Genomic DNA, 1281 nt, shown 5'->3' on the forward strand with positions numbered 1-1281 from the left:
TGACGCCGTCGGTGGTGCCGCCGCCCTGGGCGACGTAGCCGATCCTGCGCCGCACCTGCGCCGGGTCGGCGAAGAGGTCGGCGCCGGCCACGGTGGCCCGGCCGCCGTCGGGGCGGATCAGGGTGGCGAGCATGCGCAGCGTGGTGGTCTTCCCGGCGCCGTTGGGGCCGAGGAAGCCGTGGATCTCGCCCGCGCCGACGACGAGGTCGATGCCGCGGACGGCGTCGACGGTGGTGTCCTCGCCGCTCTTGCGGGAGGTCTTCTTGCGGTAGGACTTGCGCAGTCCCGTGGTCTCGATCAACCGGAACTCCCGTGCGGGGATGGGCCGGCGGCGCACCGGTCGGGGTGTGGCCTGGCCGCTGTTGGCCGCCACCCTAGGGCGTCGGCCGGGCGGAGACAATGGCCTAGACCAATGGACGTGTGATCTTCCGTTCTGCTAAGGGGCCTTCGGGGTAAGCCGGTTGACCAGCGCCTCCAGCCGGTCTGCGGCTGCGGCGGCCCCGCCGCCCGCGAGCAGCTCGTTGCCGACCCGGGCCGCCGCCGTCCGGTACGTCTCCTCGTCGAGGACGGCTCGCAACGCCCGGGCGAGCCGCTCCGGGGTAACACGTGCGAACGGCACCCGCACCCCCGCACCCACCGCCTCGACCTGTGCCGCGACGAACGGCTGGTCGTGCCGGATCGGCGCGGTGACCAGCGGAATCCCGTGCACGAGCGCCTCGCCGACGGTATTCATCCCGCCGTGGCAGAGCACCGCGTCCAGAGCGCCCCGGGTCAACATCTCCAGGATCGGCGCACGGTCCACCGCGACGGCGTGCGGCGGGAGTTCGGGCAGCAGCGCGCGCGGCGCCGTGAACACCGGCTGCACGTCGTCGCCGCACAGCTCCAGCGCTCGGACGGCCCGCGCGTGGAAGTCCGCGCCGAGCTCGCCGGCCAGCGTGCCCATGGTGACCAGGACGCGCCGCCGCCCGGGCAGCAGCCGCTCCCACGGGAAGGACGGATCGGCCGGCCGTTCGCCGTGCACCGGCCCGACCAGCGCGTACTCCGGCGGGTATGCGTCGGTCCCGGCGAGCGCGGTCCCGGTGAGCGCGGGCCCGGTGGTCGCGAGCACCAGCGCAGGGGAGAAGCGCGGGTCGGTGTACTCCTCCACGGGCAGCCCGGCCCGCTCCCACAGCCCCCGCAGCAGCCCGGTCATCCACGCCTCGACCTGCGGCAACGCCCGGTACGGCCGGCCGAGTTCCATCGCACCCGGCGCGAAACTCGCCCACGGCAGCCCGTGCCGGT

The 1281-nt window shown here is 74.7% G+C and carries 2 protein-coding genes; both read right to left on the reverse strand.

The window, feature by feature from the left end; genetic code table 11:
• Positions 1 to 301: ATP-binding cassette domain-containing protein (locus tag AB0O00_RS39990; protein WP_363659581.1), on the reverse strand; the 301-nt coding region annotated here is incomplete at its 3' end.
• 135 nt (positions 302 to 436) lie between these two features.
• A partial coding sequence (locus AB0O00_RS39995; RefSeq protein WP_363659582.1) for a glycosyltransferase occupies positions 437 to 1281 on the reverse strand: 845 nt, incomplete at its 5' end.

The sequence above is a fragment of the Kitasatospora sp. NPDC093558 genome, assembly GCF_040683475.1.
Taxonomy (GTDB): domain Bacteria; phylum Actinomycetota; class Actinomycetes; order Streptomycetales; family Streptomycetaceae; genus Kitasatospora.